Annotated in this window: 18 protein-coding genes and 3 tRNA genes; 7 read left to right on the top strand and 14 right to left on the bottom strand. The window is 59.2% G+C overall.

The window, feature by feature from the left end:
• A complete protein-coding gene (mltA, locus tag HF675_RS05380) occupies window positions 1-1,143 on the bottom strand; it encodes a murein transglycosylase A (RefSeq protein WP_105232324.1) in 1,143 nt (380 codons plus the stop codon).
• Between the two features lie 294 nt (window positions 1,144-1,437).
• On the opposite strand from mltA, the gene HF675_RS05375 reads away from it, so the two are divergent.
• The 3 genes from HF675_RS05375 to HF675_RS05365 all read left to right on the top strand — a co-directional run bounded on the left by HF675_RS05375 (window position 1,438) and on the right by HF675_RS05365 (window position 1,762).
• Window positions 1,438-1,514 (top strand) — tRNA-Met (locus tag HF675_RS05375).
• Between the two features lie 62 nt (window positions 1,515-1,576).
• A tRNA-Met gene (locus HF675_RS05370) sits at window positions 1,577-1,653 on the top strand.
• Between the two features lie 32 nt (window positions 1,654-1,685).
• Window positions 1,686-1,762, top strand: a tRNA-Met gene (locus HF675_RS05365).
• 99 nt (window positions 1,763-1,861) lie between these two features.
• On the opposite strand, the gene amiC is transcribed toward HF675_RS05365, so the two are convergent.
• The gene (gene amiC, locus HF675_RS05360) at window positions 1,862-3,115 is read right to left on the bottom strand and encodes an N-acetylmuramoyl-L-alanine amidase AmiC (RefSeq protein ID WP_105232325.1); all 1,254 of its coding nucleotides are present in this window, start codon (window positions 3,113-3,115) and stop codon (window positions 1,862-1,864) included.
• Between the two features lie 218 nt (window positions 3,116-3,333).
• Between amiC and argA the strand changes: the two genes are divergently transcribed.
• Window positions 3,334-4,671, top strand: a complete 1,338-nt coding sequence (gene argA / locus HF675_RS05355) for an amino-acid N-acetyltransferase (RefSeq protein WP_172606259.1) — start codon at window positions 3,334-3,336, stop codon at window positions 4,669-4,671.
• Window positions 4,672-4,687: 16 nt separating this feature from the next.
• Here argA and recD read toward each other — a convergent pair whose 3' ends face one another.
• The 8 genes from recD to HF675_RS05315 all read right to left on the bottom strand — a co-directional run bounded on the left by recD (window position 4,688) and on the right by HF675_RS05315 (window position 18,481).
• Complete coding sequence (gene recD / locus HF675_RS05350; protein ID WP_187044212.1) at window positions 4,688-6,553, bottom strand: exodeoxyribonuclease V subunit alpha; 1,866 nt, start codon at window positions 6,551-6,553, stop codon at window positions 4,688-4,690.
• Entirely contained in the window at window positions 6,550-10,107 is a 3,558-nt protein-coding gene (gene recB / locus HF675_RS05345) for an exodeoxyribonuclease V subunit beta (RefSeq protein ID WP_187044211.1), read from the bottom strand. Before recB ends, recD begins: the two co-directional genes overlap by 4 nt.
• Window positions 10,104-12,992 carry a pitrilysin gene (gene ptrA / locus HF675_RS05340; protein WP_187044210.1) on the bottom strand — a complete coding sequence of 963 codons (2,889 nt, stop codon included), beginning with the start codon at window positions 12,990-12,992 and terminating at the stop codon, window positions 10,104-10,106. Before ptrA ends, recB begins: the two co-directional genes overlap by 4 nt.
• 220 nt (window positions 12,993-13,212) lie before the next feature.
• The gene (gene recC / locus HF675_RS05335) at window positions 13,213-16,584 is read right to left on the bottom strand and encodes an exodeoxyribonuclease V subunit gamma (protein ID WP_187044209.1); all 3,372 of its coding nucleotides are present in this window, start codon (window positions 16,582-16,584) and stop codon (window positions 13,213-13,215) included.
• Window positions 16,585-16,619: 35 nt separating this feature from the next.
• Window positions 16,620-16,988 (bottom strand): prepilin-type N-terminal cleavage/methylation domain-containing protein, encoded by a 369-nt coding sequence (locus HF675_RS05330; protein ID WP_187044208.1) that lies wholly within the window; start codon window positions 16,986-16,988, stop codon window positions 16,620-16,622.
• Complete coding sequence (locus HF675_RS05325; RefSeq protein WP_187044207.1) at window positions 16,966-17,409, bottom strand: YgdB family protein; 444 nt, start codon at window positions 17,407-17,409, stop codon at window positions 16,966-16,968. Before HF675_RS05325 ends, HF675_RS05330 begins: the two co-directional genes overlap by 23 nt.
• Window positions 17,406-17,987, bottom strand: a complete 582-nt coding sequence (locus HF675_RS05320) for a prepilin peptidase-dependent protein (protein WP_105232333.1) — start codon at window positions 17,985-17,987, stop codon at window positions 17,406-17,408. Before HF675_RS05320 ends, HF675_RS05325 begins: the two co-directional genes overlap by 4 nt.
• Window positions 17,981-18,481 carry a prepilin peptidase-dependent protein gene (locus HF675_RS05315; RefSeq protein WP_187044206.1) on the bottom strand — a complete coding sequence of 167 codons (501 nt, stop codon included), beginning with the start codon at window positions 18,479-18,481 and terminating at the stop codon, window positions 17,981-17,983. The genes HF675_RS05320 and HF675_RS05315 overlap by 7 nt, the downstream gene beginning before the upstream one ends.
• Between HF675_RS05315 and HF675_RS05310 the strand changes: the two genes are divergently transcribed.
• The gene (locus tag HF675_RS05310) at window positions 18,480-18,668 is read left to right on the top strand and encodes a hypothetical protein (protein ID WP_105232335.1); all 189 of its coding nucleotides are present in this window, start codon (window positions 18,480-18,482) and stop codon (window positions 18,666-18,668) included. The genes HF675_RS05315 and HF675_RS05310 overlap by 2 nt on opposite strands.
• 17 nt (window positions 18,669-18,685) lie before the next feature.
• Here the strand turns inward: HF675_RS05310 and thyA are convergent, their stop codons facing one another.
• From thyA to rppH, 4 genes are all read right to left on the bottom strand, one after another.
• Window positions 18,686-19,480 (bottom strand): thymidylate synthase, encoded by a 795-nt coding sequence (thyA, locus tag HF675_RS05305; protein ID WP_187044205.1) that lies wholly within the window; start codon window positions 19,478-19,480, stop codon window positions 18,686-18,688.
• A 6-nt stretch (window positions 19,481-19,486) separates the two neighbouring features.
• Window positions 19,487-20,362: a prolipoprotein diacylglyceryl transferase gene (lgt, locus tag HF675_RS05300; RefSeq protein WP_105232337.1), complete on the bottom strand. Its 876-nt coding sequence runs from the start codon at window positions 20,360-20,362 to the stop codon at window positions 19,487-19,489.
• A gap of 223 nt (window positions 20,363-20,585) precedes the next feature.
• Window positions 20,586-22,832, bottom strand: coding sequence for a phosphoenolpyruvate--protein phosphotransferase (gene ptsP / locus HF675_RS05295; protein ID WP_105232338.1), 2,247 nt, complete (start codon window positions 22,830-22,832; stop codon window positions 20,586-20,588).
• A 12-nt stretch (window positions 22,833-22,844) separates the two neighbouring features.
• Complete coding sequence (rppH, locus tag HF675_RS05290) at window positions 22,845-23,372, bottom strand: RNA pyrophosphohydrolase (RefSeq protein ID WP_015673597.1); 528 nt, start codon at window positions 23,370-23,372, stop codon at window positions 22,845-22,847.
• 696 nt (window positions 23,373-24,068) lie between these two features.
• Between rppH and mutH the strand changes: the two genes are divergently transcribed.
• Window positions 24,069-24,755, top strand: coding sequence for a DNA mismatch repair endonuclease MutH (mutH, locus tag HF675_RS05285; RefSeq protein ID WP_105232339.1), 687 nt, complete (start codon window positions 24,069-24,071; stop codon window positions 24,753-24,755).
• A gap of 94 nt (window positions 24,756-24,849) precedes the next feature.
• A complete protein-coding gene (locus HF675_RS05280; protein WP_105232340.1) occupies window positions 24,850-25,566 on the top strand; it encodes a TerC family protein in 717 nt (238 codons plus the stop codon).
• The last annotated feature ends 18 nt before the right edge of the window (window positions 25,567-25,584 follow it).

Raw genomic sequence — 25,584 nt, 5'->3', positions numbered from 1 at the left:
TTAACGCGTCACCAGCAAGCTCCCGCTCTGACTGACCTTTGGCCGATAGGCGCTGAACAACGGCGCGCCGCTGTTGCCGCCCTTCAGCACCCATACCCGGCCATAGTGGTTGTAAAAACCAGCCGCGTGGCCGGCGTCCGGCCCGATACCCTGGTAGATATCAAAGTGCTGGCCTTTAATCGCGCCGCCAACGTCCAGCGCCACCATCAGGCGCATCTCATATTTTCCCGTGAATTTACCCTTGTTGTCCAGCAGAGGCACTTCCGCCAGCAGCGTGGTGCCGGCAGGAATCAGCGATCGATCGGACGCCACCGACGCCTTGGCGATCAGCGGCACCGCGCTGGCGCCTTTCACCGGCGCGAAAGATTCCGGGCGGAAGAAGACAAAGGACGGATTCTGCTCCAGCAGCTCGCGTACTTCCGCTTCGCTGTGGCTATCGGCCCACTTGCGGATCGCCTGCATCGACATATCCGCCTTGGCCACCTCGCCCCGGTCGATCAATACCCGGCCGATACTGCGGTAAGCATGGCCGTTTTTGCCGCCGTAGCCAAAGAACACCAGCGGCTGACCGTTACCAAAATCGACATAGCCGCTGCCCTGCACTTCCATCATAAAGTTGTCCATCAGCGAGTTGCTGTAGGCGATGATGTAGCGGTCATCCAGCGCGCCGTTATAAATGCCCGCACGGCTCGGCAGACGGCCGCGTTTCGGCGGCATGCGGTACAGCGGGTAGCGGAATTCGCCCTGCGGCGTGTAGCGCGCCTGCACCACCGGCGTATAGTAGCCGGTAAACTGTACGTTGCCGTAGTTGTCCGCCCCTTCCATCTGGTAGGCGCTGAGGCCGAACTGGCTAAGCTGGCGGGTGTCCGCACCGGAGGCCATCCAGCTCTTTACCGCCTGGTAGGTACTGCTGTTACGGTTAAACAAAGAAGGAGACGCGTATTGAATCTCCAGCAGTTGGTTGGCGTAATCATCGCCGTTCATCGGCACGCCACGGGTGTTCGGTTGATTAACCAACGCCAGCGGTTGCTCCAGCTGCCCATCTTTATATTGCTGACCACGGTCGGTCGGCTTTGACGAACAGCCCGCCAAGATTGCTATCACTAACCCGCCCAGCAGGTATTTACCCCAACGTCCTTTCATCGCGCGCTCTCTTAAAAAACAGGTATGGTTTTTACCCAAGACATTTCGAGGTGCAGACGGCAGGCCAGGCCCCGTCGCACATCTGCAGCTTGAAAAATAAAGGGGATACCGGCGAAAGATAACAAACCCCTTCAGATAAAGGAATCGCTGCCAATAAAAAATCTCACACCGCGCAGGGTGATGAAAAAGAAAGCAATGTGCGGGCGAAATAAGCCAAAAAACGGCTTTAGACCAATTATCTGCAAAAAGGGGTTGCAACATAAACCATGGAGAGTATAGTGCGCATCCATCGGACGCGGGGTGGAGCAGCCTGGTAGCTCGTCGGGCTCATAACCCGAAGGTCGTCGGTTCAAATCCGGCCCCCGCAACCAACCGATGCTGTACCAGCGGCATCTTATAATGGGTTGGGTTCGAGAAAAATGCGTTAAACGGACGCGGGGTGGAGCAGCCTGGTAGCTCGTCGGGCTCATAACCCGAAGGTCGTCGGTTCAAATCCGGCCCCCGCAACCAAACGATAAAGAACGCACAAGCATCAAGACGGACGCGGGGTGGAGCAGCCTGGTAGCTCGTCGGGCTCATAACCCGAAGGTCGTCGGTTCAAATCCGGCCCCCGCAACCATTATTGATGATGACAATTGACACCCTTATGGGTGTTTTTTTGTATCTAAAATCCGCCAACATCATCACGCCGGGCCGCAGCCCAGCGTCATCGTTCTCTTTAACGCCTCGCCCCGCCGTTGGAGAAATAAGCCTTGATACCCGCCAGTATAGATTCCGCAATCTGCTGCTGAAAACGGCTGGTACGCAGTTTACGCTCTTCTTCCACGTTGCTGATAAACGCCGTCTCCACCAGAATGGAAGGAATGTCCGGTGCCTTCAACACCGCAAAACCGGCCTGATCGACACGATTCTTGTGCAACCGGTTGATACTGCCCATCCGATGCAGCACTTCCTTGCCAAATTTCAGGCTGTCGTTGATGGTCGCCGTCTGCACCAGATCGAACATGGTGTGATCCAGATAGCGGTCACCGCTTTTGCTGACGCCGCCGATCTGATCCGATTCGTTCTGCGTTTGCGCCAGATAGCGCGCCGCAGCGCTGGTTGCCCCTTTGGTCGACAGCGCAAACACCGATGAGCCACGCGCCGCACGGTTGGTAAAGGCATCCGCGTGGATGGAGACAAACAGATCGGCGCGCTGCTTGCGCGCTTTTGCCACCCGCACCTTCAGCGGAATGAAGACATCTTCGTTACGCGTCATAAAGACTTTCATATTCGGTTCGCGCTTGATCATCGTTCTCAGCCGGCGGGCAATCTGCAGCACGATGTCTTTCTCGCGCGTTTTGTACTTGCCGATTGCACCAGGATCCTCACCGCCGTGTCCCGGGTCGAGCATAATGACGATCGGCCGATCGCGCCCCGCCTTACCGGTTTGCGGCGCTTTGGCCGGTGCCGGCAGCGTCCGTTCCAGATCGCCCTTATTGTAATCTTCCAGCAACGCCAACAGCGGATCATAGTCATCATCACCGGGCGCCGGCTTGCTGGGATACATATCCAGCACCAGACGGTTGCGGTATTCAGCGACCGGCGCCAGGGTGAACATATGCGGGCGGACATCCTGCTTCAGCTCCAGCACCAGACGCACGGTGTCTTTATCGAACTGGCCGACGCGCGCCTGCTTCAGGTTAGGGTCGCTGTTTTGCACCTGGGAGGCGATGCCTTTCAGCACGCTGTTAAGCTGCACGCCCTCAATATCCACCACGATGCGATCGGGATTGGTCAGCGCAAACTGTTTGTATTTCAGCGCCACGTTGGACTCTAGCGTCACGCGCGTGTAAGTGGATGAAGGCCAGACACGCACCGCGATAACATGCGACGACGCGGCAAAACCGACACGACTCACGCTCAGCAACCAGGTTGCGGTAACCCCCTGCAACAGACGACGGCGACCCAGATTGTGATTATCGTTTGACATGCGGCTCCAACCAATAGCAGTAGACTAAAAAAACAGCAAAACAGAGACAATGGCGAAAACTTTAACGAATCCATTCGGCGCTGTCATCAGAAAATCTTTTGATGGGTTTTCAATTTATTAACGATTTAACAGTGTTAGCAGGGAAAACAACGCAAATTCCCCCTTGCCATTAGCGGCAGAAAAGAATAAAAATACAAAAATATCGTATAAATATTCACATGAGGTTTGCCGTGAAGGAACGTAGTACAGAGCTGGTTCAAGGATTCCGTCACTCAGTTCCCTATATCAACGCCCACCGCGGCAAGACATTCGTCGTGATGCTCGGTGGCGAGGCGATTGAGCATGAAAACTTTACTAATATCGTTAACGATATCGGGTTGCTGCACAGCCTGGGCATTCGCCTGGTGGTGGTTTATGGCGCACGGCCACAGATTGATACCAATCTGGCGCTACATAATCTCGAACCGCTCTACCACAAACATACCCGCGTGACCGATGCGCCGACGCTGGAGCTGGTCAAGCAGGCTGCCGGCCTGCTGCAACTGGATATTACCGCCCGGCTGTCGATGAGCCTGAATAACACCCCACTGCAGGGCGCGCATATCAATGTGGTCAGCGGCAACTTTATTATCGCCCAACCGCTGGGTATCGATGACGGCGTGGATTACTACCACAGCGGGCGTATCCGCCGTATTGATGAAGAGGCTATTAACCGTCAGCTCGACAGCGGCGCCATCGTGCTGATTGGTCCGGTGGCGGTATCCGTCACCGGTGAAAGCTTCAACCTGACCTCAGAAGAAGTGGCGACCCAGTTGGCCAGCAAGCTGAAAGCGGAAAAGATGATCGGCTTTTGTTCGTCACAAGGGGTGACCGACGCCGAGGGCGAGATTATCTCCGAACTATTCCCCAACGATGCGCAGAAGCGCCTTGATGCGTTGGAAGAGAGTGGCGACTACCACTCCGGCACCGTCCGCTTCCTGCGCGGCGCGGTAAAAGCCTGCCGCAGCGGCGTGCGGCGCTGTCACCTGATCAGCTACCAGGAAGACGGCGCGCTGGTGCAGGAGCTGTTCTCCCGCGACGGTATCGGTACGCAGATCGTGATGGAAAGCGCCGAGCAGGTACGGCGGGCGACCATCAACGACATCGGCGGTATTCTCGAACTGATTCGCCCGCTGGAACAACAGGGTATTCTGGTGCGTCGCTCACGCGAGCAGTTGGAGATGGAGATCGATAAGTTCACCATTATTGAGCGGGATAATCTGACCATCGCCTGTGCAGCCCTCTACCCCTTCCCGGAAGAGAAGATCGGCGAGATGGCCTGCGTGGCGGTGCATCCGGATTACCGTAGCTCATCGCGCGGTGAAATGCTGCTGCAGCGGGTGGAAAGCCAGGCGCGGCAGATGGGGCTGCAAAAGCTGTTCGTGCTTACCACCCGCAGTATTCACTGGTTCCAGGAACGGGGCTTCACACCGGCGGAGGTTGACGTACTGCCGATGCAGAAACAGGCGCTGTACAACTATCAGCGTCGCTCAAAAATCCTGCTGGCCGACCTGTAAGTTATGCAGGGGCGCCTTAGCGCCCCTGTTCATCGTCTGCCATCACCAGACGTTCCGCCAGCCCGCTACGGCGCTGCGTCGGCGTACGCACGGCGCCCATCAATACCTTATCGGCAGCATACAGCGACAGGCGCTTACGCGCACGGGTAATGGCGGTATACACCAACTCCCGCGTCAACACCGGCAGATAGTGGTTGGGCAGCACCAGTACCGTATGATCGAACTCCGACCCCTGCGACTTATGCACCGTCATTGCATAGGCGGTTTCATGCGCCGGTAAGCGGCTTGGCTGCACCGACTTGATGCTGCCGTCCGGCAGTTGGAAGTGAACGCGCAACTCCCCTGTCTCATCCGGTAAGGTAATGCCGATATCGCCGTTAAACAGCCCCAGAGCGCTGTCGTTGCGGCCAATCATCACCGGACGCCCCCGATACCAGCGCCCTGCGGCGCCGGGCGTACGCCGTATCAGCCCGGCGCGCTGCAGAGCAGTCTCAATCCGTTCATTCAGCCCGCTGACGCCGAACGGTCCTTCCCGCAGGGCACACAGTACCTGAAAGCGCCCAAACGCATCCAGCACCTGCTGCGCACCGGTGCCGGCCGCCACCTGCATCAGGTAGTCGCGATAGCCCACCACGCAGGCATCCAGCAGCGCCTGGTAGTCCGCCGTTTCCGCCAGCGGATAGCCGGCGACGTCGTCAAAGCGGCCGTCCAGCGCCGTGCGCGCACCCCTGACATCGCCGGCGTTAACCGCAAACGCCAGCTGTCCAATGCCCGAGTTGGCGTCAAAACGGTAGCTTTTACGCAGCAGGCACAGGCTATCGCGCACTGCCGCAGCCGCCTGCGCCGGCTGCCCCTGCAGCGCACAGCCGGTCAATTGGCTGAGCTGCGCCGCTCGCGCTTCGCTGTAGCCCTGCTCGGCAAAGCGGCAAATATCTCCCAGCACCGCGCCCGCCTCCACCGAGGCCAGCTGATCGCGGTCGCCGAGGAAGATCACTCTGGCATGTGCAGGCAGGGCGGCAATCAGGCGCGCCATCATCGGCAAATCCACCATTGAGGCCTCATCCACCACCAGCACGTCCAGATGCAGCGGGTTGCCGCGGTGATAGCGCATGCGCTGACTGTTCGGCTGTGCACCCAGCAGACGGTGCAGCGTTGCCGCCTCAGTAGGAAACAGACTCAGCTGCTGCGCCGTCAGCCCCAGCCGGCGGCTGGCGCTGCCGAGCGACTCGGTCAACCGCGCCGCCGCTTTTCCGGTCGGTGCCGCAAGCTGAATGCGCAGCCGCTCGCCATCGGCCAACTGCACCAACGCCGCCAACAGCTTTGCCACCGTGGTGGTTTTGCCGGTGCCCGGCCCGCCGGAAATCACCGCAATCCGCCGCGTGGCGGCGACGGCGGCGGCGATTTTCTGCCAGTCCGGCGTAGCCTCCGCTTCGCCAAACAGACGGTCCAGGATCGGACGCAGGCGCTGCGGCTCAATATCCTGCGGCATATCGTCACTGCCGATAAAGGCCGCCACCTCACCTTCGCTTTGCCACATGCGCTGCAGATAGAGCCGCTGCTGTTGCAGCACCAGCGGTGTCGGCAGGCTGCCGTCGCTGACCGCAGCAGACGACAGCAGCAAACGCCGCCATTCGTCAACGTCCGGCTGGCCGGCAGCCTGCCAGACCGCCTGCGCCAGCTCAGGCTGACGCGCGCCGAACAGCGTCTCCGGCAACAGCTGCTCCAGCTGTAGACAGACGTGGCCGGCACCGGCTTCCGCGCTGAGGCAGGCAGCCGCCAGCAGCATATCCGGCCGTTCCGGCTCGGCGACCACCCGGGCGAACTGTATGTCCAGCGGACGCAGCACGCCAAGCGTGACCGCCTGTTGGAGTAGCTGCATCATGCTTCAGATTCCCCCTGGTTATCGTCGCCGCTGAACAGCCGATCCATCCCCTCCACCAAGGCAGCTTCAGGACGGCAGGCAAAAATGCCGTTGCCGGGATGCTGACCGTCGACGCCGCGCAAAAACAGATAAATCACGCCGCCAAAGTGGCGTTGATAGTCATAGTCTGCCAGACGGTGGCGCAGATAGCGGTGCAGCGCCAGGGTATACAGCTGATACTGCAGGTCGTAACGATGTTCCGCCATCGCCTGCGCCATCGCCGGCTGCGTATAGGCGCTGCTGTCTTCACCCAGCCAGTTGGATTTATAGTCGAGCAGGTAATATTTTCCCTGCCAGCAGAAAATCAGGTCGATAAAGCCTTTCAACATCCCCTGCACTCGTTGAAAATCCAGCGCCGGACAGCGTGCCGACAGCGGGTCATAGCGCTTCACCAGCGTATCCAGCTGCGATGCCTGCAACAGCTGGCCGATCGGCAGATAAAACTGCAGCTCCGCCTGTTTAGCCTGCGGCGTCAGCTGCGCCAGCGTGGCGCCGCCGTCATTCAGCGCGGTATGCAGCAGCGTCTCCATCCATGTCTGCAGCACCGGCTGCCAACACGCGTCATAACCGTTCAGCTGCAGCTGCTCCGCCAGCCAGGCGGCATCCAGCGGCTGGGTAAAATCCAGCGTTTCAAACAGGCTGTGTAAAAAGGTGCCCGGCGCTGCGCCGCGCGGAAAGGTGTGCGGGGTCAGTGACGGCTCACTTTCAGCCGCCTTCTCACCCGCAGCATCAACGTCCAGACGAGGCAGCAGATCCTGCATCAGCCCGGCGCCGTGTTGCTGCAGGCCGGTATAGCTGGTCACCCGCCAAAAGTCCTGCAACTGTCGCTTGACCTCTCTGGCTGCCAACAGCTCTGCCTGCTCGCTCTGCGGCTGCCAAGGCTGCTCATCCAGCGGTTCCAGCAGGGATAACGCAATGCTTTCATCAGCCAGTTGCTGCAGACAGCTCTGCAAATAGGCGGCATCCCCCGCCTGACAGCCCTGCACCAGATACCCCAGCGCACTGCGATGCAAATCCGTCTCCCCCTGCTTTTTACGTGTCCCCTGAATAAGCGGCGCAATGCCGATGCTACAGTGGTACACCGAACGCGTCAGCGCGACGTAAAGCAGGCGTAAATCCTCCGCCAGCCGCTCCTCCTCGGCCCAGGCCATGCTCTCTTCATCGGCATTCAGATCCAGCAAGGCTTTGAAACTGTGGCGATCGTGATACAGCACCTGCTGCTGCTGGCGATAGTTGCCGACAAACGGCAGCCAGACCAACGGATACTCCAACCCTTTGGACTTGTGAATCGTCATCACCTGCACCAGGTGGCGGTCGCTTTCCAGACGCAGCTGCTGGTTGTCCGACTGGCTGTTCGGCTGGGCAATCTGCTGCGCCAGCCAGCGCACCAGCGCATGCTCGCTGTCGAGCTGTGCCGACGCCTCCTGCAGCAGTTCACCCAGGTGCATCACATCGGTCAGACGCCGCTCGCCGCCGGGGCTGACCAACAGATTCTCAGCCAAATGCCGCTGCGTCATTACCTCGCGCAGCATCGGCAATACGCCGCGCCGCAGCCACAGCGTGCGATATTGGTCAAACTCTTCGACCAGCGTGTCCCACGCCCGCTCGTTATGATTCAGCGCATCCAGCGTCGGCGCATCCAGCCCCAGCAGGCCGGTCGCCATCGCGCTGCGTAAGGTCCGCTCCTGCTCCGGCGCCAGCACCGCCTGCAACAGCCACAGCAAATCTTTGGCTTCCGGCGTATCAAACACGCTGTCGCGATTCGACAGGTATACTGAAGGAATCGCCAACAGGCTGAGCGCATCGCGCACCAGCGCCGCTTCCGCCCGGCTGCGCACCAGGATGGTGATATCCGATGCCTGTACCGGCCGGCGCTTGTCGCCATCCGCCAGCCAGGCTTCTCCGCGCTGCCCGGCATTCAGCCAGTCGCGAATTTGCGTCGCGCACAGGCGTGCCATTTGCTGTTGGTAGTCGCTCACTCCGACACCGTCGCCCGGCTGCAGCCAGAAGTGCATGGCGGCCTGCGGCTGATTATGCAGTTCAAACGCCAGTTTCTGGTTCTTATCCGCCGCCGCCACGTCAATAAACGGGATCTCGCCGAACAGAAACGGTTTTTCCAGCCGGGAAAACAGCCGGTTGACGCTGCCGACCATCGTCGGGGAAGAGCGCCAGTTGGTCTCCAGCGTATAGTGGGCGCTCACCTCAGAGCGGGCACGCATATAGGTGAAAATGTCCGCCCCACGGAACGCGTAAATCGCCTGTTTGGGATCGCCAATCAACAGCAGTCCGCACTCCGCCTGCCCCACATATAACTTGTGGAAAATGCGATACTGCTGCGGGTCGGTATCCTGAAATTCGTCAATCATCGCCACCGGATAGCGCTGACGTATCGCCTGCGCCAGATGATCGCCACCCGCACTTTGCAGGGCGCCGTCCAGTCGGCTTAGCAGGTCGTCAAACCCCAGTTCGGCGCGCTGGCGCTTTTCCTGTTGAATCGAGGTGCGAATCTCGCTCAGCGCGCGCGCCATCACCAAATCGCGCAGCGTCAACGGTTCGGCAAACAGACCATCAACGGCGTCAAACAGGGCATGGCGCGGCGCCTCGCCTTTTTTGGTTTTTTCCAGCAGCGTCGACTGGCGGAATTTTTCCAGTTCCTTCGGCAGTTGATAATCCTGCGTTTCCTGCCCGGCCCACTCTCCGACCTTATGTAGCCAGTTAGGCAAGTGCTTGCTGCTGTAGCTGCGTTTATCCACGCCGGAACTGCTGATAAGGTCATGCAGATCGGCCGCCACCGCGCTCCATTGCGCTTTGATGGCTTCAATACGCGCCACGATCTTCTGGTGGCGCACCAGCAGCGTTTCATCCTCCTGCGGCGGTTGGCGCAGCGTTGGCGCCTCCCCGTGCAGATAGGCGGACAGGTCGCTCAGCAAGGCTTCCGGCCCGCTCCACTCCTGGCTGACCGCGCGCGCAACGTCCAGCGGCAGCGGGTAGCAATGGCGGCGCCAAAAGTCTGCGCAAGCCTGCCGGCGCAGAGGCAGCTCATCCTGCACCAGCGTCTGCTCAAATAAAATGCCGGACTCAAAGGCGTTCTGGGTCAGCATACGTTGACAGAAGCCATGGATGGTATAGATCGCCGCCTCATCCATTTGCCGCTCGGCGGCCAACAGCTGCGCCGCCGCATCCGCCAGGTCGTCAATCTCCGCCATTAATGCAGCGAACAGCGGGTTGTTGCAGTGCTCACGCCCGCGGATACAGGCGATGCGCAGCCCGTGAATATTGCTGCGGATACGGCCGCGCAGCTCTTCGGTGGCGGCCTCGGTAAAGGTCACCACCAAAATTTCCTCTACCGTCAGCGGGCGGGAAAACGCCGCCTGCTTACCCAAACCCAACAGCAGGCGCAGATACAGCGCGCCGATGGTGAAGGTCTTGCCGGTCCCCGCCGAGGCTTCAATCAGCCGTTCGCCGCAAAGCGGCAGCGTTAACGGATCGAGCGTTTGCGGAGCCTGCGCCATCATGGTTTAACCACCTGGCGCGGCATGGTTTGCTGCAGCGCGGATGCATTCGGGTAAGCGCTCCAGCCCTGCGGCGCCGCATAATCGGCTTTATCCTGGCTGCTGCCGCTGACCTGAGACAGCACCGCCAGCCCCTGCGGCTGTATCACCGCCTGGTGGAAGAAGTCCGCCAGTTTGGCCGGCGTCAGAAGCTGTATCTGCGCGATCAGCTTCTGCCGCGTATCAAAGGCGAAGTTGCCGCGCTCGAAGTCGTTGCTAAAGCGCCCCGCTTCCTCACTCAGCGTTTGCGGCCGCTGCTTCAGTTCATTAATCAGTGCCTGCTGATATTGGGCAAAGTCCGCGGCGCTCATCTCGCGCAGCCGTTTTTCTGCCTTCGGGTAGAAATCCTGATAGCGCTGGTAGAGGTAGTTTGGCTGTTTACTGTTGCTTTGCAGCAGGAAGCCTACGCCCCACTGCCGCCCGACCGACATCGGGAAAGCAAAGACCGCATACCCCAGCTGTTCCTGAGTGCGCAACTGGCTATAGAACCAAGGCTGAATAATCTGCCCCAGCAACGAGCTGTGCGCCATGCCGCTGATTTCATCATAGCCGGTTGGGATATAGACCGCCGCCAGCGCCGAATCGGTGCTGCTGCCGGTGCGCTGCAGATTCGCCAGCTGTTTTTTAGCGACCTGGACATTTTCCCCGTGCCACCATGTTATGCCGCGGCAGGCAAGACTTTGCTTCAGTGCGGACGCCAGTTGATCAACCTGCGGTTTGCTCATATTGCCCACCACCAGCATTTCCGGCGTAGCGTTTTTCAACAGGCCGTCACGGTAGGCAAGCACGTCTTTCAGCGTCAGGGTTTTCAGCACCTCCCGCCGTTCGCTGCGTTCTGAGTAGGGCACACGCGACACCATCTGAATCGGCTGGAGCGCCAGTTCGAAGGCTTTGCCCTTCTCAGCGGCATCCAACTGTTGCAGATACCAGGACTTCGCCTGATCCAGCTGCGCCTGCGTCGGCGTAAACCCGGCGTAGCCTTCGATCAGCGACGTCAGCAGTTGCGGTAAACGCTGGGTAAAGCCGTTAGCATTAAACAGCAGGCCATTGCTCGGCGAGGTACTGAAGCTCAGGCCCCCGACCGAAGCCTGATAACTCAGTTGATCCAGTGCGATGCCGGCCAGATAATCCGTCAGCGAGAACAACACCTGATTGCGCGCCGAATTCATGGTCTCGGCGTTGCGGAAGGCAACGGTCACGTCGGCCTTCGGCTCATCGGCAAAATAGCGGCTCGGCATATACAGCACGCGCAGCCCCGGCTGGTTCACCACCACTTCCGGCTGGGTAAAGCGGTGTGATGGCGTTGTGAGGGTAAAGTCATCCGGGATATACGGGTTCAGCGTCGGCAGCGACAAAGAGATCGCCTGTCCCAGGCGCTGCCACTGTTCGAAACGCTGCGGGGTGATTTTATTCACCTGATACGGCGCATCGACAAAGTATGCCGTTTTGTTATGCGGCTCATTCGGGCTGATAAACCAGACGCGGGCGTTTTGCGGCGTCATTTCATCCAGACGCTGCGCAATAGCCTCCGGATCGTAACGGTCCGCCAGATAAGGCGCATCCAGCGTATGCTCGACCGGCACGCGCAGCATGGTATCCACCAGCCATTCGATATAGTCCATGTTGCGGGTGATCGACGGGTAGCGGAAATCCAGATTCAACACGTGCGCAATCTCATCAAAATAGCTTTTTTTGACGCCCTGCTGACGCAGCATTTTCAGATAGTTGAAGATAGCGGCCACGACCTGGTCGCGTTTCGCCAGCCCCTTGTCCGTCAGCGAGACGCTGATGACAAACACCCCGCCGTTGCGATCTACCACCGGATCGGCGCCTGCGTTAATGGCATCGGCCAGCCCCTGCTGCTGCAGCCAGTCAGACAGCGTATTTTTACTGCGGTTGCCGATCAGATAGCTGATATAGGTATCGGTCTTACTGCGGAAAGCTGCGCTGTTGTTATCAATACGGAACTCGACTTTCAGCTGCTTGCGTGGCTGCGCCGGAACGTAATTGATAATGACGCCCTGTTGCGCCTTGGTTACCGCCGGCACGGTAATCGGCGGCACGCTGGCCTGATGGTCCGGCACCCGACCAAAGGTTTTCGCCGCCAGCGCTGCCAGCTGCGGCAGCGGCTGACTGCTGTAGAGCACGCCGACCATCAGATTGGCGGAATAATAGCGTTGATAGAATGTTGTCAGTTCCGTATGCAGCTTGCTGCCGGGCTTGTCCTTCAGCGTATCAAGGTTGCCGCCGGAAAAGCGCGCGCTCGGGTGCGCCGGATTCAACGTTTCCGCTCCCACCTGCGCCATGCGCATCCCGTCGCGCGAACGCGCCATGGTCAGCTCGGCATTCACCGCGTTGCGCTCTTTATCCGCATTGCCAGGATCCAGCAGCGGTTCGGCGATCGCATCAGCCATGCGGTCGACGGCTGGCGCCAGAGCATCGTTTTCCACCTCCAAATAATAGGCGGTACGGTACGACGCGGTACTGGCATTATGGCTGCCACCATGTTTTTTGAGGAATTCAGACAGATTTTCCGGCTCCGGATAGCGCTTGGAGCCCATCAGCACCATATGTTCCAGATAGTGCGCCAGCCCCAGTTGGCTGTCGGGATCCTCCAGGGAACCGACCGGCAAGGCCAGCGCCGCCAGCGACTTCGGTGCCTGCTCATCGGAAACCAGCAGTACCGTCATGCCGTTAGCCAGCTTGATGGCCTGGTAATGGCGCGGATCGTGCTCACTTTTATGGATTTTCTCCGCCAGCGGCTGCCATCCCTGCTCAGCCCAGCCTGACGGTGCCCAAAAGACTACCAACAACATTACCCCGCAAAAACGGGCCCAACGTCTGCGCATATCCAAATTAAACCCCTATTTCCGCTCCGCAGCGCCTATTCCCGAGCGCCGGCGAAGCCGATAAAAAACCACAAAACCTCATGCCGAGCATGCTGCAGCGTAAAAATACGCCTTGTCGGCAGCTCCCCGGTAAGTACTTACTGTCACTGTAGAACCGGGTATTTACCCGCAGCGAGCCCTAGTTTTACCACCTCCCGCCACGGTGCACCACCCGGGCTCACTATCCCAGATTATGTCTGGCAACCGGCAGCAGGTAACGTTCTGTTTCCGCTAAAATTTGCGCCAGGGCATCATTATCCAGCTGACGCAGCACCCGCTGTACATAAGGGTCTTCCCCTTCGCCAGGAATTCGCTGGTCGCCCTGCCAGGCCTGCAGCAGCTTACCGCGCGCTTTACTCTGCGTCTCTTCGTTCCAGTCAATCGCCTGATTTTCCGGCTGATAACACTGGCTTAACCAGGCCCAACCGCTCTTATTAAGCAGCATCAGCGGCTGGCACAGGCCGCGCTGATAGCCGGCCACCAGCTCCGCCAATTGCTCTTGCGCGGCTTCCGCCGGCAGCGCGGCAAAACGCCAGACTGAGTTCTTGCGCCCCAGCATGCGACTTTCCCCCTGACCGCCCGCACAGCAATACAGCAAATGCTCCAGCCACAGCAGAATGCCGTCCACCGCCGACAGAGCGGCCGGCCGCCAGCGCAGCAGGCCATCTTCCTGCACCTGATGCAGCCAGCCGCCGATATGCACGCCCGCCACGTCGATATCCAATTCCAGACTGCCGCTTGTCTTGCGCTCCTCACGCACCTGCGCCGCCAAATCCTGCATCTCTTCCTGTTGCTTCTGCCAGTAAATCTCGCCGAAGGCGCCGTAAGGCAAACCGCCGGAGGCCCTGATGCGCTGATACAATTTTGCCGCATCGTCGCCGTCAATCAGCGCGTTCAGCAGTTGGTTGTTGTACTGATAGCGGCTGAGATTATCCAGCGTAAACGGCTCTTCGTCCGGCAGTTCGGTTTCTTCCAGAACAAAGCTAACGCCCAGACGCTGCTGGAAGAATGCGCGGATCGGGTGGCGATAAAAACGCTGCAGCTCATCCAGCGCGATCTGTGTTTTGGGTTCGGGCGGCAGCGGCTGGTTGAACTCGGGGTGCGCCTGGCCGCGTCCGTCGGCGGCCGGCAGCCATTCGGCGGCGTAGCTTTGCGCCTCGCTGCCCGGCAAGAAATTCTCTGCCGCAAACGGCATACGGGCATGCCAGCGAAGTAAATGTTCGCTAACCCGGCTCGCGCTGGCGTCGACATCCCGTTCCTCATCTCCCGGCAGACGGTAACTCTGCTGCAGGTACTCCAGTAACTCCGTCACCAACACCGAGGGATAACGTTCGCTGTTGTCTTGAATCGAACGCCCGATAAAGCTGATATATAGCTTTTCCTGCGCGGACAAAATAGCTTCCAGGAACAGATAACGGTCGTCGTCGCGGCGGCTGCGGTCGCCGCGCTTCACCTGCTGCGCCATCAGGTCAAAGCCCAGCGGCGGCAGGGTGCGCGGGTAAACGCCGTCGTTCATGCCAAGCAGGCACACCACCTTGAACGGGATGGAACGCATCGGCATCAGCGTGCAGAAATTGATCTGCCCGGCCAAAAAACGCTGGCTGATCCGCTCCTGATCGAGACGCGCCGCCAGCTCGTCACGCAACAGACTCAGCGGTACCGCATCGGGATATTGAGCATTGGCACCATGCTCCAGTACCTGATGCCACTGCTTTTCTATCAGCGCCAGCGCGGCTTCCGTGTCGCCATCGGCGGCAAAAAAGCTCTCCAGCAGCTGGCGGCACAGCGGCGCCCACTCCGCCAGGGTGCGCGTTTCGCTGAGACGTTGGCGCCACAGGCCGAGCTGCGTTAGCAGTTCAGCCAACTGACCCGCCAGCTCCGCCGCCAGCCCGCTGGATTCATCGTATGGCAACACCCCCTGCCAGTCGCCGGCGTTGCTGTCCATGGCATAGCCCAACAGCATGCGGGTAATGCCGAAGCGCCAGGTGTGCTGGCCGGTGGTCGGCAGCGCCAGCTCGCGCACGTTGTCATCATCCAGCCCCCAGCGTACGCCGGATTCAGCCACCCAATGGCGTAACAGGCGCAGCCCCTCCTCCTGAATGGCAAAGCGTGCGGCCAGCGCCGGTACCTCCAGTAGCAGCAGCACCTGTTCAGAGGTAAAGCGGCTCTGCGGCAAATCCAGCAATGAGATAAACGCCTGCAACGCCGGATGAGCCTGGCGCGCTTTACGGTCGGAAATGGCAAACGGCAGGTAGCGATCCGCCGGCGCATTGCCGAACACCGCCTGAATGTATGGCGTATAACTGTCAATATCGGCGACCATCACAATGATATCGCGTGCGGTAAGCTGCGGGTCTTCCGCCAGCATCGCCAGCAGTTGGTCGTGCAGCACTTCAACTTCGCGCTGCGGGCTATGGCAGGCGTGCAGACTGAGTGAACGATCGTCGGGGTCCAGCAGGCGCTTGGCATCGCTGCGTTCAAAAGTTTCCGGCGTGGTGCCGATCACCGCGCAATCCTCCAGCTCCAGCATGTCGCGCTGTATGCCGTGCAGCATGTTGTCCGCCGGGATATCGACAAAAGCGTCAACCTCCTGCAGCGTTTCCATCTGCGCCAGCAGATACAGATGATCGCGCCCCAGCTTACCCCATGACGCTAGCAGCGGGTTACTCAGCAGCTGCTCGCCTTCAACGTCGAACAGCTGCGCCGCCTGCTCGGGATCGCGGAATAACCCCTGCTCCTGTGCCTGATGGTGGCGGCGTCGCTTACGGCTTTGCAGCCGCGCCAGAAACGCGTAGTCCTGGATATCGCCCCAGTAATAGCGGCACGGGTTGGTGAACATCAGATGAATATCAATATGCCTGCCCAGCGCCTGCAGCGCCTCAAGGTAGACCGGCGGCAGCGCCGAAATACCGCAGATAAACACCCGCGCCGGTAACCCTGACGGGCACTGTTCCGCCTGCTCAAGGGTGGCGATAAAGCGGCGATACAGGTTGGCACGGTGCCACTCCGGCTGCCCCAGTTCCTGAGTATACTGCACCAGCCGCGCCCACAGTGGCGCCTGCCACTGCTGCGCCTCAGGCAGATCGGCGATCAATTCGCCACGTTGCCAACTTTCCAGCCACTGCGGCCGGTACACCAGATATTGGTCAAACAGATCGGCAACGCGCCCGGCAAGCTGGTGAATTTTGCGCTTATCGCCGTCGTCGGTCAGATAGTGCTGCAACGGGGCAAACTCGGGCTGTGTCAGCATATCGGGCAGCAGCCACATCAGTTTCCAGGTCATAGCGTCCTTACTGAAGGCGCTCTCTTTCGGGATGCCCGGCAACACGCGGGTAAACATGTCCCAGATAAAGGTCGCCGGCAGCGGAAACTCAATATTGGCGGCAATGCCGAACTGCTCGGCCAGTTGCATCTGCAGCCACTGCGCCATTCCCGGGCTTTGCACCAGCACAACCTCCTGCTGGAAAGGGTCGGCCAACGGTTCTCTGGCGATCAATGCGCTGGTTAGCGTTTTCAGCACGTCCAGCTGATTGGAATGATAAACCGTAAACATGAGGCTCCTTGAAAACCATATACATACGCGCCGGGTTAGTCATCGCCGCAATACCAGCGCCCAAGCTGAGCATGCTGACGCTGCGGCGTATCTACTCTGACCGTGATCTGTCGGCAGACACCGTCGACGGCGCTCAGCCACACCTCGCGCCGCCAGCCGGGCGCCAGGACATCATCAGCATCGCTGCCGGCGGCCAGACGCTCCAACTGCTGATGGGCCAGCGACCAGGCCTGCCGGTACTGCCATTGCCGCTGCAGCCCCTGTAATAATACCTGATGGTATTGTAACAGGCCGAGCAGCGACACCGAGAATAACAGTGTCGCAATTAATACTTCCGCCAGGCTGAAGCCGCGCTGATGCCGGCCCACCCCGCTGTTGCCATTAATCCTCACAGGCCGCTGCATCCTTTTCCGGGCAAAAATCCAGCCAGCCGCCCGGTTCTGCCCGCAGCCGTCCGTGCGCATCCGGCATGGCCAACTGATACAGCCAGAGCGGTTCCGCTGCGGGTATCTCACCCAGCCCGCGCAGCAGTATCATGTCCGCCCGGGAGGCGCGCTTGACGCAGGCCTGTAGCCCCGACGCAGGTTGCCGCTGACAGCGCCACGCTCCTGCATTCAGCAACGACGGCGGCCAGGATTGCGTCAGTCCCCAGTTCAACGCAGACGACGCCCGATTATACGCCTGCAGGTAGCGCCGCTGCTCAACCCCCAGCAGCAACGCACTATCCAGCTGTTTTTGCTGGGCGCCCAGCAGCAGCAACCCCATCACCAGCACCAACATCACCGCTGCCAGCACGCTGCCGCGCTGAGAATCCCGTCCGTTCATGCTGACGGCGCCTCCACGTTGATATCCCACCGCATTGAGCGCGTCATCGCCCCCGAATCCGCCGAACGACCGCCCAGCGTCAGCCGGAGCAGGCGCCGCCCGTCTTTCCCCGGCAGCAGACGAACGTTAAACGTCTCAATGTGTACTTCGGCACGCTCAAACAGGTTTTCCCAGCCGCCGCCGTTACACTGACTAACGCCGCGCTGGCGCTCAAGCCGCCCTTCACGTAAGCGGTAGCCGAATTTCTCCGCCTCGTCGCCCGTCGCTTCCCAGCGGCCGTTGCGGTTCAAATCATAGGCGACGATGACGCAGCTGTCGGGCGCCTCCCCGGCATGCCGCGCGATACTCATCGCCCGCCCGATGCACGTCCCGGCGCAAAATCCCGCGCGGCGCAGATCTTTTTCAATACCAAACGCCGCCTGCCGCAGCCTTAGCTCCAGCTGATAAGCGCCGAGAAACGCCGCGCTTTGCTGGCGCAGCGCAGGATAGGCCTTCGCCGCCGCCAAAATAATCAGGCTTCCCGCCGCCATGGCCAGCAGCACCTCAGGCAGGGTGAACCCGCGCGCTGACGTTAACATGCGCGGATCCCGCGCAGCGCGGCCCCCATGCTGCAAATGCGCAAGCGCCCTTGGGCGGAAAGCACCACCTGCAGTTGGCCGGCGCGGTTGCCCAGGCGGATATGTCCGCCCTGCGCGCTGTTACGCACCCCGTAAAAACCCAGCTCTTTACGGGTGAAGTCGAGCAGTTGTATATCATCGCTCGGCGGCGTGAACAGCCACCTTGCCGGCTGCTGACAGTCAGCCGGTTCAGCCCCGCTGCCCAGGCACCAGCGCCCATGCGGTTTAAACCACAGCAATGCCGTGCGGTTGCGCCAGTTGGCGTCGGCCTGCAGGCGCTGTAAAAACACCAGTAGCTGTTGGGTGGCCTGCTCCAGCCGCAGCGCCTGCTGGTGATGCCGCCAGTGACTCACGCCCCAACCGCTCAGCATCGCACTAATCAAAACTGCCAACAGCAGCTCCATCAGCGTGATTCCCCGCTGCCGGCAAACGTTGTTGTGAGAGTTATCGTTCATGACGCTGAGTGTAATCACCGGGGCAAACGATAACAGCGCCTCGGTCAACGCCTGGAAAACAGTGCGCAAACAAAAGGTGCAAATGGCAGACAAAGCAGAAAAAATGCGGCGTTACGCGCAACGTTCAGCGGCATCACCGCCGGCAGGTAACAAAGAAAAAGGGCGCAACCGGAGTTGCGCCCTGTAAAGAAGCATCGTCTGAAATCAGATCGCCACTGGCGCTTTAATCGCCGGATGTGGGTCGTAACCTTCAATCTCGAAATCTTCAAAGCGGTAATCGAACAGCGAGTCAGGTTTACGCTTGATCACCAGCTTCGGCAGCGGACGCGGCTCGCGGGTCAGCTGCAGCCGGGTCTGCTCCATATGATTGCTGTACAGGTGCGTATCACCGCCGGTCCAGACGAAATCGCCCACTTCCAGATCGCACTGCTGCGCCATCATATGCACCAGCAGCGCATAGCTGGCGATATTGAACGGCAGGCCGAGGAAGACATCGCAAGAGCGCTGATACAACTGGCAAGACAGTTTGCCGTCCGCCACGTAAAACTGGAAAAACGCATGGCAAGGCGCCAGCGCCATCTGATCCAGTTCGCCGACATTCCAGGCGGAGACGATGATACGGCGTGAGTCCGGATCCTGTTTCAACTGCTGCAGCACCTTGCTCAGTTGATCGATCTGACGACCGTCGGCTGCGCCCCAGGCGCGCCACTGTTGGCCGTAAACCGGCCCCAGGTCGCCATTCTCATCGGCCCACTCATCCCAGATGGTGACCTTATTTTCACGCAGGTAGGCAATGTTGGTGTCCCCTTTCAGGAACCACAGCAGCTCATGAATGATGGAGCGCAGGTGACACTTTTTGGTGGTCACCAACGGGAAGCCTTCCTGCAAATTGAAACGCATCTGGTGACCGAAAATCGACAACGTGCCGGTGCCGGTGCGGTCTGCTTTTGGGGTGCCCTCATCGAGCACTTTTTTCATTAAATCCAGATACTGTTTCATGTTTCCTCACGAAGTTTGTTGCTGCGGGCGACGGCGGTACGCCCAGATCATCATAATAATACCGGCCAACACCATCGGGATCGACAGAATCTGCCCCATGCTGATAATGCCGTCAAACAGCCCCAGCTGCGCGTCCGGCTGGCGGAATGACTCCACAATAATACGGAAGGCACCGTAGCCGATGAGGAACAGGCCGGAAACCGCGCCCATCGGCCGCGATTTGCGAATAAACAGGTTGAGAATGATAAACAACACCACGCCTTCCAGCAGCAGTTCATACAGCTGCGACGGGTGGCGCGGCAGCACGCCGTACTGGTTCAGCAGCGGCAGCCACTTGCCGGGGTCGGCGGCGGCAATGGCAATATCCTCACTACGCGAGCCAGGGAACAGCATCGCCCACGGCGCGTCGGTCGTCACGCGTCCCCACAGTTCGCCGTTGATAAAGTTACCGAGCCGGCCGGCACCAAGGCCGAAAGGAATCAGCGGGGCGATAAAATCAGACACCTGGAAGAAAGTGCGCTTCGTGCGGCGCGCAAACCAGAACATCACCAGAATCACACCCATCAGGCCGCCGTGGAACGACATGCCGCCATCCCAGACTTTGAACAGATAAAGCGGGTTCTCAAGGAACAACGGCAGGTTATAGAACAGGACATACCCCACGCGGCCGCCGACAAATACGCCAAGGAAACCGGCATACAGCAGGTTTTCCACCTCGTCTTTCGTCCAGCCGCTGCCCGGCTTGTTAGCCCGGCGAATCGCCAGCCACATGGCAAAGACAAAGCCAACCAGGTACATCAGGCCGTACCAGTGCAGGGAGACCGGGCCGACGGAAAAAAGCACCGGATCAAACTCAGGAAATCTCAGATAGCTATTGCTCATCTATCACCACAACTCGTCTGTTATTCTTCCCCAACGGGGTCGCAGTCCGTTGCCGACCGGCGGCAACCTGAATAATCTTGGGTCTACATCGCTAGATGGGTCTTTTCCGCTGCCTGGCGCCGGCATAGCGCGCCGCGGAAGGCCCGCATCATAACATAAGCTTAACGACGCCCGGGGACGGCCGCAGGGAAAAGTTCTGTAAAAAAATCAGTCTGAATGCGACTCAGCGCCCACCGCGCACCAGGCCGCCCATATTATGCTGTTCCATAAAGGTCACGGCCAGGTGACGCACCTCATTGGTCAGCGAAGCGCTCAGCACCAGCTGCGCCAGACGCTGCGCATCCGTCAGATCGATATGCCGCAGCAGGTATTTGATGCGCGCCACGCTGCGTCCGTTCATGCTGAGATGGCGATAGCCCATGCCTACCAACAGTAACGCCCCAATCGGGTCGCCGGCCAGTTCACCGCACAGGCTGACCTGTAGGCCGGCAGCTTCACCCTGCTCGACGATCGTCTGCAGCACCCGCAGCATGGAAGGGTGCAGGCTGTCATACAGCGACGCCACGCGGGTATTGTTGCGGTCTACCGCCAGCAGGTACTGGGTTAAATCGTTGGTGCCGACCGAGATAAAATCGATCCGCTCGGCCAACTGCGGGATCAGGAAGATCATCGACGGCACTTCCAGCATCACGCCGATGCGCGGCTTGGGGATCGCATAGCCCAGCATCTCTTCCACCTCATGCCCGGCGCGCTCGATCAAGCTTTTGGCCTCATCGATCTCATCCAGACTGGTGACCATCGGCAGCAGAATGCCCAGGTTGCCGGTGCCGGCATTGGCGCGCAGCATCGCCCGCACCTGGATCAGGAAGATCTCCGGCTGATCGAGCGTCACGCGGATGCCGCGCCAGCCCAGACAGGGATTCTCTTCGCTGATCGGCATATAGGGCAGTTGCTTGTCAGCGCCGATATCCAGAGTACGCAACGTCGCGGGTTTGGTCGGATAGAGCTGCAACATGCCCTGATACTGCGCCACCTGCTCTTCTTCCGACGGGAAGCCGCTCTGCAGCATAAACGGTATTTCCGTGCGGTACAGGCCGACGCCGTCGACCCGCCCGCCCAGCAGTTGCTCGTGCTCCGGGCTTAAACCGGCATTAAGCAACACCTGGATCCGTTCACCGCTTTTCATCTGCGCCGGCTGCTCGACGTCGTCTTCCGCCAGTTTGCTTAACGCCAGTTCCTCATCAATCAGCCGCTGATACTCTTGCAGCAGCACCGGCTCAGGATCAACCAGCAGCTCGCCGCGATAGCCGTCGACAATCAGCATCCGGCGGTTCAGCAACGAAGGCTGGATATCCGCCCCCATCACCGTCGGCACGCCCATGGCGCGCACCAGAATCGCGGCGTGGGAGTTGGCGGCGCCGTCGCGCACCACCACCCCGGCCAGCCGGTCCGGCGGCACCTCCGCCAGCAGGGTGGCCGTCAGCTCGTCGGCCACCAGCACAAAGCGCTGCGGCCACTGGGTCGCGCCCTGCGTGGTATCGTCAAGATGGAAAAGCAACCGCTGGCCGAGCGCACGCAAGTCGCTGGCGCGCTCACGCATGTAGGTGTCCTGCAACGCGGCAAACTGGGCGGCGAATACCTCAATCACCTGTTTGACCGCCCACTCCGCCACCGAGCCGGCGTCAATTTCAGCAAACAGTTCGCGTTTCAGACGCGCGTCGTTTAACAGGTGGGAGTAAAGGTCGAAGATAGCCGCGCTCTCTTTTTGCGCGCTGGCAGCAAAACGTTTGCTGAAGCGGCGAAACTCCGCGCCGGCCTCTTCCAACGCCAGCGTCAGGCGCTCGCGTTCGCTGACGGTATCCAGCGTAGAGGCTTTAAACACCTGATCGAGCGAAGGCTGGCTGCTGTCCTGCCAACCTTCAGCCACCGCCACGCCCGGCGAGGCCGCCAGCGCGCGCACCCGCGTCTGCCGATAGCGGCCAAACAGCGCATTAAGTTGAGACTGCGAGAGGATCCCGGCCATCTGCGTGGCCAGGGTGACCATGAAAGATTCTTCGCTTTCGTTGAACTGCCGCAGGTCGCGCTGCTGCACCACCAGCACGCCGAACAGCTGGCGACGATGGATAATCGGCACGCCGAGGAAGGAACGGAAGTGCTCTTCCTTGACCTGTGGAATGTATTTGAAGCTGGGGTGGCTCTGCGCATCCGCCAGGTTAATCAGCTCCGCCCGGCTGCCCACCAGCCCTACCACCCCTTCATCGAACGCCAGGGCAATGGTGCGCCCACGCGGTTTTTTCAGCCCGCGCGTCGCCATCAGGTAATAGCACTGGCGATCGTTATCCGCCAGATAGATAGAGCAAACTTCGGTGTCCATCGCCAGACAGGTTTCATTGACCAAAATATCCAGCGCGTCTGTCAAACTGGCCGCCGCGGCCACCTTCTCAACAATTTCTCGCAAGCGCGTGAGCATAGTCTGCTTGAGTTAACCTCTTTTTCGGCGATAAGCGGGCGCCTGCCGCGGCGCTGACGGCTGCTGCAGCGGCATCACGGTTGCGGCGAATTCTTTCATCACCCGGCGGTACACGTCCCGTTTGAACGATACCACCTGGCGAACCGGATACCAGAAGCTCACCCAACGCCAGCCGTCAAATTCCGGCGTACTGCTGCGCTGCATATTGATATCCGCATCACTGCACATTAACTGCAACAGAAACCACTTCTGTTTTTGGCCGATACAAACCGGCTTTGTGTCCCAACGCACCAAACGTTTTGGCAATTTATAGCGCAACCAGTTGCGGGTCGAGGCCAGGATGCGCACATCCTTTTTACTCAACCCCACTTCTTCGAACAGCTCACGGTACATCGCCTGTTCCGCGGTTTCGCCAGGGTTAATCCCACCTTGGGGAAACTGCCAGGAGTGCTGACCGTAACGGCGGGCCCACAGGACCTGCCCCTGACGATTACAGATTACGATACCAACATTCGGGCGGTAGCCATCATCGTCGATCACCGGACTACCTCGATAAGCTAAATTCGTAAAGATGCTCTGATTGTTTCACACAAGCTACAGGCGGTAAACCACTGCTTTACGGCTCTGCGCGCCGGATAACATTGGGATAACTCACAGATATTGGCAAAGTTATAAACATAGGGCGGGGTTTTCGGCCGGTTTTATTCACTTTTTCTGTGGATAGGTATGTGAAGAACTCCAGGAATAAGCCGGTAAAACTCAGCGACATGCTAAAACCCGCCGGCAGGTTATTTTATTTTTTAACTTTAATAACAACAAGGTAAATCGTTTTCGTCAGTTATGTACAGAGGCAAAATGTGATCTGTGCACGGTCAGGATCTCACCCTGGCGAAAGATCCACCAACGCCGTTTTTATCCACAGATTATTCGTCATAGTTAGGCACAAATCGGACGAATTCGTAAAAAACGCCCGTCGTCAAGGCTGTAGATCGAACCAGTAATCAGGAAAAATTTGGGTTATCCCATAAATCTGTGGATAAATAGGTGTAAGATCCTGTTCATTGTCGGTGGCTTCAGGTGCACAAGCGGCAAAACAAATGTTTCCCACTCGGCCAGCGGCAAAAAAAACCATGTAAAATCATGCTACTATTATTGTTTTCCCCAACCCACCTTTTACCTTGAGGGTTGTGTGCAAATGCCGTGCATTTTTTAACCACCAGAAACAGGCTTTAATTTATGGCGTTTTTATCCCCTCTGCCGCCTCCGCCGGAAAACGAACAACAGCTCCTGGAACGCGCCCAGCGTCTGGCGGGGTTTAGTCTTGGCGAATTGGCCGCCCGGGCACAGATCGCCATCCCGGCAAATCTGAAACGCGATAAGGGCTGGGTCGGCATGCTGCTGGAGCTGTATCTCGGCGCCATGGCCGGCAGTAAGCCAGAACAGGATTTCCCTGAACTGGGTATTGAGTTGAAAACTATTCCGATCGACGCCGCCGGCAAGCCGCTGGAAACCACCTTTGTCTGCGTTGCCCCGCTGACCGGCAACAGCGGCGTCACCTGGCAGAGCAGCCATGTGCGCCATAAACTGGCGCGCGTCCTGTGGATCCCGGTGGAAGGCGAACGGCAAATTCCGCTGGCGCAGCGGCGCATCGGTTCGCCGCTGTTGTGGAGCCCTAACGAAGAAGAGGATGAGATGCTGCGTCGCGACTGGGAAGAGCTGATGGATCTGATCGTACTCGGCCATGTCGAGCGCATCACCGCACGCCATGGTGAAGTCCTGCAGCTGCGCCCCAAGGCCGCCAACAGTAAAGCGCTGACCGAAGCCATCGGCGAGCAGGGGCAGCCGATCATGACGCTGCCGCGCGGTTTCTATCTGAAAAAGAGTTTCACCGCGGCGCTATTGGCAAGACATTTCTTAATCTAAATCGCTGTCGTTTAATTTGCGTTTAATCAACGGTGCCGCCGCACCAATAAATGCGTATAATTTTCCCTTTGAATTTTTTAAGGTGTACTGGGCAATGTTTGAATGGATTATGGATCCCAATGCCTGGTTGGCGTTAGGCACGCTGACCATACTTGAGATCGTTTTGGGTATCGATAACATCATCTTCCTGTCCCTGGTGGTGGCGAAGCTGCCAAAGGCGCAGCAAAACAAGGCGCGCAGAATGGGGCTGGCGGCCGCGATGCTGATGCGTCTGGCCCTGTTGGCGTCCATCGCCTGGGTGATCCGCCTCACCCATCCGCTGTTCAGCGTGATGGAGCATGATATCTCCGCCAGAGATTTAATTCTGCTGCTCGGCGGCCTGTTCCTGATCTGGAAAGCCAGCAAAGAGATCCATGAAACCATTGAGGGCACGGAAGAGGAGCACCACACCAAGGTGCACAGCTTCTTCGGCGCCATCGTGCAGATTATGCTGCTGGATATTATCTTCAGTCTGGATTCGGTGATTACCGCCGTTGGTTTGTCCGATCATCTGTTTATCATGATGGCCGCCGTGGTGATCGCCGTCGGCGTGATGATGTTCGCCGCCCGGCCAATCGGCGAGTTCGTCGACCGCCACCCGTCGGTGAAGATGCTGGCGCTGGCGTTTCTGATCCTGGTCGGTTTCACCCTGATGCTGGAAAGCTTCCAGGTGCACGTGCCAAAAGGCTATATCTATTTCGCCATGTTCTTCTCCATGACGGTCGAAGCGCTCAACCTGATGCGCGGCAAAAAATCGACGAACGCAGAATAAGCAATAAAAGGCGCGCCG

Origin of the sequence: Serratia sp. JUb9 (genome assembly GCF_014298095.1) — a bacterium.
Taxonomy (GTDB): Bacteria; Pseudomonadota; Gammaproteobacteria; order Enterobacterales; family Enterobacteriaceae; genus Serratia_B; species Serratia_B rhizosphaerae.
The sequence above is the reverse complement of the archived record's forward strand: the minus strand, read 5'-3'. Positions and strand labels throughout refer to the sequence as shown.

Coding starts and splice junctions, on each gene's coding strand:
- HF675_RS05315 (WP_187044206.1), bottom strand. CDS start 18,481: ATGAACGATAACTCTCACAACAACGTTTGCCGGCAGCGGGGAATCACG.
- mltA (WP_105232324.1), bottom strand. CDS start 1,143: ATGAAAGGACGTTGGGGTAAATACCTGCTGGGCGGGTTAGTGATAGCA.
- thyA (WP_187044205.1), bottom strand. CDS start 19,480: ATGAAACAGTATCTGGATTTAATGAAAAAAGTGCTCGATGAGGGCACC.
- lgt (WP_105232337.1), bottom strand. CDS start 20,362: ATGAGCAATAGCTATCTGAGATTTCCTGAGTTTGATCCGGTGCTTTTT.
- argA (WP_172606259.1), top strand. CDS start 3,334: ATGAGGTTTGCCGTGAAGGAACGTAGTACAGAGCTGGTTCAAGGATTC.
- ptsP (WP_105232338.1), bottom strand. CDS start 22,832: ATGCTCACGCGCTTGCGAGAAATTGTTGAGAAGGTGGCCGCGGCGGCC.
- HF675_RS05310 (WP_105232335.1), top strand. CDS start 18,480: ATGACGCTGAGTGTAATCACCGGGGCAAACGATAACAGCGCCTCGGTC.
- HF675_RS05325 (WP_187044207.1), bottom strand. CDS start 17,409: ATGAACGGACGGGATTCTCAGCGCGGCAGCGTGCTGGCAGCGGTGATG.
- amiC (WP_105232325.1), bottom strand. CDS start 3,115: ATGTCAAACGATAATCACAATCTGGGTCGCCGTCGTCTGTTGCAGGGG.
- mutH (WP_105232339.1), top strand. CDS start 24,069: ATGGCGTTTTTATCCCCTCTGCCGCCTCCGCCGGAAAACGAACAACAG.
- HF675_RS05320 (WP_105232333.1), bottom strand. CDS start 17,987: ATGTTAACGTCAGCGCGCGGGTTCACCCTGCCTGAGGTGCTGCTGGCC.
- recD (WP_187044212.1), bottom strand. CDS start 6,553: ATGATGCAGCTACTCCAACAGGCGGTCACGCTTGGCGTGCTGCGTCCG.
- HF675_RS05330 (WP_187044208.1), bottom strand. CDS start 16,988: ATGCAGCGGCCTGTGAGGATTAATGGCAACAGCGGGGTGGGCCGGCAT.
- ptrA (WP_187044210.1), bottom strand. CDS start 12,992: ATGCGCAGACGTTGGGCCCGTTTTTGCGGGGTAATGTTGTTGGTAGTC.
- recB (WP_187044211.1), bottom strand. CDS start 10,107: ATGATGGCGCAGGCTCCGCAAACGCTCGATCCGTTAACGCTGCCGCTT.
- recC (WP_187044209.1), bottom strand. CDS start 16,584: ATGTTTACGGTTTATCATTCCAATCAGCTGGACGTGCTGAAAACGCTA.
- HF675_RS05280 (WP_105232340.1), top strand. CDS start 24,850: ATGTTTGAATGGATTATGGATCCCAATGCCTGGTTGGCGTTAGGCACG.